The sequence below is a fragment of the Nostoc sp. PCC 9305 genome (genome assembly GCF_963920915.1).
Classification (GTDB): Bacteria; Cyanobacteriota; Cyanobacteriia; order Cyanobacteriales; family Nostocaceae; genus Nostoc.
On sequence record NZ_CAWUDN010000203.1, the window covers coordinates 1 to 5,359 of the forward strand.

Annotated in this window: 6 protein-coding genes and 1 pseudogene; 4 read left to right on the forward strand and 3 right to left on the reverse strand. The window is 41.9% G+C overall.

Annotated features, from left to right (window positions below):
* From ACM0OX_RS34935 to ACM0OX_RS34945, 3 genes are all read left to right on the forward strand, one after another.
* A partial coding sequence (locus ACM0OX_RS34935; protein WP_414519712.1) for an ATP-binding protein occupies positions 1-1,075 on the forward strand: 1,075 nt, incomplete at its 5' end.
* Positions 1,072-1,320 (forward strand): hypothetical protein, encoded by a 249-nt coding sequence (locus tag ACM0OX_RS34940; protein ID WP_414519714.1) that lies wholly within the window; start codon positions 1,072-1,074, stop codon positions 1,318-1,320. The genes ACM0OX_RS34935 and ACM0OX_RS34940, both read left to right, overlap by 4 nt.
* Entirely contained in the window at positions 1,317-3,521 is a 2,205-nt protein-coding gene (locus tag ACM0OX_RS34945) for an eCIS core domain-containing protein (protein WP_414519716.1), read from the forward strand. The genes ACM0OX_RS34940 and ACM0OX_RS34945 overlap by 4 nt, the downstream gene beginning before the upstream one ends.
* A gap of 152 nt (positions 3,522-3,673) precedes the next feature.
* Here ACM0OX_RS34945 and ACM0OX_RS34950 read toward each other — a convergent pair whose 3' ends face one another.
* The 3 genes and pseudogenes from ACM0OX_RS34950 to ACM0OX_RS34960 form a co-directional block, all read right to left on the reverse strand.
* Positions 3,674-3,826: a hypothetical protein gene (locus tag ACM0OX_RS34950; protein ID WP_414519718.1), complete on the reverse strand. Its 153-nt coding sequence runs from the start codon at positions 3,824-3,826 to the stop codon at positions 3,674-3,676.
* A gap of 48 nt (positions 3,827-3,874) precedes the next feature.
* The gene (locus ACM0OX_RS34955; protein ID WP_414519720.1) at positions 3,875-4,288 is read right to left on the reverse strand and encodes a helix-turn-helix domain-containing protein; all 414 of its coding nucleotides are present in this window, start codon (positions 4,286-4,288) and stop codon (positions 3,875-3,877) included.
* A pseudogene (locus ACM0OX_RS34960) lies at positions 4,272-4,571 on the reverse strand (type II toxin-antitoxin system HigB family toxin). Before ACM0OX_RS34960 ends, ACM0OX_RS34955 begins: the two are co-directional and overlap by 17 nt.
* Before the next feature lie 131 nt (positions 4,572-4,702).
* Between ACM0OX_RS34960 and ACM0OX_RS34965 the strand changes: the two are divergent.
* Positions 4,703-5,137 (forward strand): hypothetical protein, encoded by a 435-nt coding sequence (locus ACM0OX_RS34965; RefSeq protein ID WP_414519722.1) that lies wholly within the window; start codon positions 4,703-4,705, stop codon positions 5,135-5,137.
* The last annotated feature ends 222 nt before the right edge of the window (positions 5,138-5,359 follow it).

A 5,359-nucleotide genomic window follows, 5' to 3' on the forward strand; every position in this document is an offset into this window, starting at 1 on the left:
GGCGACTCAGTTTAACCTGAATTTAGTCAAGATTGAGCAGATTGCCCAGCAGGTGGTGGGGGAAATGCCGTCGCAGGAAGAAGACCTAACCCCCCCAGCCCCCCTTCCCTACAAGGGAAGGGGGGAGGAAGAGGACTCCCCTCTCCTACAAGGAGAGGGGTTGGGGGAGAGGTTCAACGAATCGGCTTGGAGAAAAACCTTGCGTGGTAAGCTTTGGTCGGCTTGTCTTGCTAGTACTCGTCCGCAGTTAGATACTTTAGCTCAACGCCTCGACCCGAAAGCAACTTGGGATAATATTGTCCTACCAGCAGAAGAGACAAACTTGCTGCATCAAATTGCTGACCAAATCCGGCAGCGCAGCCTAGTTTATCAAGAATGGGGTTTTCACAACCGCATGAATCGGGGTATGGGGATCAGTACCTTATTTGCGGGAGAAAGCGGCACAGGGAAGACAATGGCGGCAGAGGTGATAGCCAATGATTTACAGCTAAATCTTTATCGCATTGACCTTTCATCTGTGGTCAACAAATATATTGGAGAAACGGAGAAAAATCTGCGGCGTTTGTTTGATGCGGCGGAAGATGGCGGGGCGATTCTGTTTTTTGATGAAGCAGATGCTTTATTTGGCAGACGTTCTGAGGTGAAGGATAGCCATGACCGCTACGCCAATATTGAGGTGAATTACCTGTTGCAGCGATTGGAGGCTTATCGCGGTTTGGCTATTCTAGCAACGAATCTCAAGAGTTCGTTAGATCATGCCTTTATGCGTCGCTTGCGGTTTATTGTTAATTTTCCTTTTCCGGGTGTGGCTGAACGTCAGGTGATGTGGCAAAAAGTGTTTCCACCAGAGATACCAACACAGGATTTAGATTTTAACCGCTTGGCACGTTTGAATATGACGGGGGGCAGTATCCACAATATTGCTTTAAATGCAGCATTTCTAGCTGCTGGCGCTGGTACGCCTGTAACGATGCAGTTGCTGTTAGCGGCAGCGCGGGCTGAGTTTCGCAAGTTGGATCGACCAGTGAATGAAGCGGATTTTCGAGTTTTAGTATCTACGGGGGTAAGGGTATGAATATCAATATTGATATTGAAAAGCTGATTTTAGAGGGGATGCCGATTTCTCCCAGTCAAGCGCGGTTGTTGCAAGCAGAGGTAGAGAGTGAATTGGCGAAGTTGCTGGCTAATAAAGGTTTACCAGACAACTTGCTCTCAGGTGGGGTAGTGCCTGGTGGTGCAATTCAGCTAAAGCCTGGAACTAACTCTACCCAAATGGGGCAACAAATAGCACAAGAAATATATCGAGGAATGAAACCATGACTAGTAAAAGAATTGCCCAAACTAATCAGCAGCAAAAAAGTGAGAAACCGCAAGAGAGTGGAATTTTACAGCGTGCTACCTTTCGTTCTGTTTCAGAGGCAGTTTCAGAGGCAGGAGTGCAATCAACAGAATATAAAGAAGCACTGCCATTGGGTAATTCAACTTTATTTAGAGACTTTAGCGGAGTGCCAATTAGCACAACGAAACCACAGCAGATTATGGCGAAGCGGATGATAGAGCCATTGGGAGATAAATACAAACAGGAAGCGGATTTACTCCATCAAAATAAGAGGGGTGAGAAGGTAATACAGCGATGGCAATCAGATTCTCTTAAACAAGAAATAAACTTAGAACGAACAAACTCTCTTAGAGGTAAGGCAATTTTGGAAGCAAGGCAACGAAATATATCAGATATAGATGAATATTCTGATAATCAAGAACTAGCTGAGTATCTCACTCTGTCTGAGCGTGAAGAATTAAAAAACTTGGGCAAATATGAAGCACTTAAAAAAAAGGGCTTGACCGATACTGTACATCATATTTTATCACGGGATAAGCTAAATTATCTGTATCAATATCTATCGCCATACGAAAAAGATTTCTTTAGTGATATATTTAAGCGTCAATCTGGAGTAGGAGGTTATTCTGGATTAAGCGATACTAGTAGGCAGTATGCTTTGCTTAGCCTGCGGTCTAATCTTGTATTGGGCCCAAAGGGTGCAAAGCGCACTGATGATCCAAATCGTAACTCTACAGCTAAATCAGATTTCGATCCCAATTATACCTCTGAAGGTCAAATGGAACAAATCTCTGATATTTATCACAACATTGATACTAAAATCGAACAATTAAAAAAAGGTGAGATAACAGCAGATCAAAAAAACGATCTCCTTAATCAAATCCTCAATCATATGCTAGATGCAGAACTATTACATGCTCATAATCAAGGCAGGGAAGGCTTCTGGAACACCACTATTGACTATGATTCTGTAGAGAAAATATGGAAAGGTGAAGATGTAGGGATAAAAGGAGAGAAATGGGAAAAAAAGTATAAGTCAAAATCTGGAATTGTAGCACAGCGGATGCTCTTTCTTGGAGAAGAAAAGTACGAAACAAAGCAAGAGGCGCTCCAGTTTGCGACTTTATTTAATCGAGATGAGTTAATAAAGGAAAAATCGGAGGTACTCGGTGAGAACATTGGTGGATTTGGCTTGGATCAGGAAAACAAAACAGGATTGCCAGATAATCTAAAAGTCGGTATTAAAAACCTCTCCGGCATATCGATGAATGATGTAAAAGTCCACTACAATTCCTCCAAACCAGCCCAGTTGCTGGCATTGGCGTACACACAGGGTACAGATATCTATGTGGGACAGGGGCAGGAAAAGCACTTGCCCCATGAAGCATGGCATGTGGTGCAGCAAAAGCAGGGGCGGGTAAAGCCGACAATGCAGATGAAAGGAGAAGCTATAAATAATGATGCCGAATTAGAGAAAGAAGCGGATGTAATGGGTAGCAAAGTTCTGCAAGAAAAAAATTCTTTTAATCAAAAAGATATAGCTATTCACTTATGTAATGCAGATATTAAGCCTATACAGCGCATCCCTATCGTGCAAACGATGCCATATACATATGGTTTCGACCAAAGCACAAATATGACGCAAGAACAGTGGCAGAAATCGGGACAGTTAACATTGACTTCTATAATGTATGAAACAGGAGGTGGAGAATTTCTTGACCTTGGACACGCAAAATCCAATCAATCAACAACTTACGGTAAGGAACATGCTGAAGATGTCTCACTTAGAATCATCGCTAATAATTTAGGAATGTTTCAACCTGGTGGGCATCGCAATCATATTATCTTAAATCTTACGAAGAGTCCCTGCACTACAATTCAACGTCCGGCTCCTGGAGGCGGTTTTCTTCCTATCACCTCTGATAAGCCAGTTGTCGGATGCACAGAAGAACTCATCCGACTTGTCACGCAAGGTTTGACCGACAATCATCAAAACCAGTACCAATTCAAGCTGACAATTATTTGCCGTGGTTTGTATTCTCCAAGAAGACAAGGTTATACGCACCACCAAGTTCTTGATGCATCGCAAGCGGCAGTCGAAGCGCTTAGAGCAACTGGTCATATTGTTGTATCGGGTGATGAACGACCAGCAGCGACGGAGAACCGATTCGGAGTCTCATAACGAAAATCGGACACTGAAGAGTGCTTCTGTCAACTTATGAAGTGCGACTGTTTTATCAACAGTGCGATCACTAATCTTGAAGCGACAGTCTTAAAAGTCAAGCGATCGCTCATGTATAAAGGTTGATGAACGTGCGATCGCGCCATTATTTGCTAGTTCAACCTGACCTCAAAGCGATCGCCCATGTATGAAGGTTGATGAGCGTGCGATCGCCCCATTGTTTGCTGGTTTAACCTGACCTCAAAGCGATCGCTCATATATGAAAGTTGATGAATGTGCGATCGCGCCATTATTTGCTGGTTCAACCTCACCTCAAAGCGATCGCCCAATCTAGTAACGACATTCTTAAAAGTTTAAAAGTCAACAGATGTGAGGGAAAGTCCAGAATAATGCTCATTAAAAAACTTGGCCAGAGACTCAGCTTCAGATTGACTAATTTTCCGTTCACCATTAACTACTTCCCTAACAATATCAACAGAGCCAAAAACCCCGACTAAAGAAGTTAGCTCCACATCAAATTCATGCATCAGGGATTCCAAAGTAGCCACAGGTTTTGATTCACCCATAGGATAATGACATGACTCATAATTTTCAATCAGAAGAACTAACAATTCAAAAAGCGCAGTTTCAGCCTCTGTCAACTCACCAGACATCATCCCCTCTACTACTGTTAAGGCTCTGTTATACTCCTGTTCTGTTTTAATCGGCTTAGGCTGATACTGGATCAGTAACTCAGTGTAGGTTTGTTGACTAGAAGTAGGGGTCATCTTTCCACCTTTCTTTATCGTATTCAGGATGGGTAAGAACGTATTTAATAAAAACTGTCTGGCTGGAGTATCTAATGTCTACAATCAAACGATAGTTATTACCTTTGATGTTAAAGACTGTAAAGTTACCAACTGCTTCTGCCTTCGGATATCTTTTCTGAACATCCACTAAATTAGACCAGTTTGCAATAGATCCAAACTTGTACTAATTATTAAGAGCATCTTTATAATCAGCGTGTTGAAACTAGAATTACCGCAATTTAACTTTGCTGATTACGTGCATTCATAAAGTTAGAAATTTATGCTAATCATAGCACTGATTGAGAGTCACGCCAGAGGAATAGGGCGATCGCAGTAGTTCTATAAAGTGCGTAACAGATTCTACAAAGACTTTTATTTTCTCACCAAAAACCCATGTTAGACTTTATTCTCATCACAGGCGATCAAGCCATATTCAACCCCATCTTTAGCAAAGCAATAGTTGTAGTACGTCCTGGGTTCTTAACTGGTACTGGAAGAGCTACAGTTAACAAAAAGACTATTTGTATCGATGGCGACGAGAAAAAAGTCATTGTTCCTGGTTGTCCTTACACAAGTCCGCCCTTTGTCATCCCAGGTATGGGAATACTTTCTATTCAATCCTTAGCCGCTAATCAAAAATCCAAAAAAGTTAAATCTAAGGGAAAAGCAGTATTGCTCAAAGGTAATACATTCAAAGCAAAATTTCAGGTAATGGTTCCAGCTACCCAACCAACAATACCACCAATACCACCAGAACCAGACACTACTCTCCAATATTCCGGCACAGGAACCTTTATGACTACTAATTTTAGAGCCAAAGCAACTTGACAAAGCTTAGTAGATATGCAGCGTATTGTACTCCTATTTAGACTGCGATCGCCAATCTTATTGTTTACATTAATCTATGCAATTCCCCAAATTAGTACCAGAAAACACAAAAAAATTAGGAATATTTTTATGTCCCACTTTCCTGGTACGCCAAAGACATTAAAAGCAACGATCGCCATCCTTGATGCTGTTAGCTTTTTTCCCAAAGGAATAATCGTATTG